We start from the raw sequence: 1,485 nt of genomic DNA on the forward strand, positions 1-1,485 counted from the left end.
CTTCGAAGCAGCGCACGACCCAGGACGAAATTTGAAACCATACTGGCGACGCCCGGGTGGCCAATGCCAAGCCGCAGGCGGTAGAACGTATTCTGATTGCCCAGTTGCGCAATGATGTCGCGCAACCCGTTGTGACCGCCATGGCCGCCGCCCTGCTTGAGCTTGGCAACGCCCGGAGGCAAGTCGAGTTCGTCATGCGCCACGAGGATTTCTTCAGGCTTGATGCGGAAGAAACCGGCGAGTGCCGCCACGGCCTGGCCGCTGCGGTTCATGTAGGTGGTGGGAATCAGCAGACGAACATCCTGACCTTGGTGCGAATAGCGCCCGGTCAGGCCGAAATATTTGCGATCGGCGACAAGGTTGACACCTTGTGCGTCAGCGATGCGCTCAACAAAAAGGGCCCCTGCGTTATGCCGGGTCTGGTCGTATTCAGCGCCTGGATTTCCCAGGCCAACGATCAGTTTGATGGCAGTCACGATAGGGGCCCTTCCTTTGAGTGGTGAGTAACATCGCCGCGATCAGGGAAAGCGGCGAAAGTGGACGAAAAGTGCTCATTTACCATGGATGTAAACTCCGCGTTCTCGCCCGCTTTCTCGCTACGTTCCAGTCCGCGATGTTACTTGCTCACTCAGGCATGACAGAGTGAATTACTCTGCTGCGCCTTCTTCGGTAGCTTCTGGAGCAACACGTGGAGCGTGGACGTTGGCAACAGCCTTGTCATCGCCGTGTGCCAGAGCAACGAACTCAACGCCTTTAGGAGCTTTGAGGTCCGACAGGTGAATGATCGAACCGATTTCAGCGTCAGCCAGATCGACTTCGATGAACTCAGGCAGATCTTTCGGCAGGCAGGAAACTTCGATTTCAGCAACAACGTGCGAAATCTCGCCGCCTTTCTTCACTGGAGCAGCTTCGTTGATGAAGTGCACAGGAACGATAGCAGTCAGTTTCTGGCCAGCGACAACGCGTACGAAGTCAGCGTGCAGAACGTGGCCTTTAGACGGGTGACGTTGCAGAGCCTTGATGATGACGTTCTGCTTGGTGCCACCAACGTTCAGCTCGATGATGTGGCTGTAAGCCGCTTCGTTTTCGAGCAGTTTGGCAACTTCTTTGGCCAGCATGCTGATGGATTCAGGGGCTTTTTCGCCACCGTAAACTACAGCTGGAACCAGGCTTGCGAGACGACGCAGGCGGCGGCTCGCACCTTTCCCCAGGTCGGAACGCACTTCAGCATTCAGAGTAAAATCGTTCATTTTGTATCTCCAAAATAGCCATGACCGAGTGGCGTTTGCGACCAGCGCCGAACACGGTATGGGCAAAAAAGCCCCGCCCCGACAGGACTGCCGGGGCGGGGCGCTTTGCGTCAACGAGACAGTTCGAGACGGGCAGGGCCCTTAACGGAACATCGCGCTGGTGGAGTCTTCTTGGCTGATGCGGCGAACCGCGGCGGCAACCACCGGGGCGATATGCAGTTGAGGGATACGTGCG

Annotated in this window: 2 protein-coding genes; both read right to left on the reverse strand. The window is 57.0% G+C overall.

Features of this window, described 5'->3' with window-relative positions:
- Positions 1-476: aminoacyl-tRNA hydrolase (gene pth / locus ACIF4X_RS29250; protein WP_397484697.1), on the reverse strand; the 476-nt coding region annotated here is incomplete at its 3' end.
- A gap of 171 nt (positions 477-647) precedes the next feature.
- Positions 648-1,250, reverse strand: coding sequence for a 50S ribosomal protein L25/general stress protein Ctc (locus ACIF4X_RS29255; RefSeq protein ID WP_397484698.1), 603 nt, complete (start codon positions 1,248-1,250; stop codon positions 648-650).
- Positions 1,251-1,485 lie beyond the last annotated feature (235 nt).

It is taken from the genome of Pseudomonas sp. NPDC085632 (genome assembly GCF_044541255.1).
GTDB lineage: Bacteria > Pseudomonadota > Gammaproteobacteria > Pseudomonadales > Pseudomonadaceae > Aquipseudomonas.

Coding starts and splice junctions, on each gene's coding strand:
- ACIF4X_RS29255 (WP_397484698.1), bottom strand. CDS start 1,250: ATGAACGATTTTACTCTGAATGCTGAAGTGCGTTCCGACCTGGGGAAA.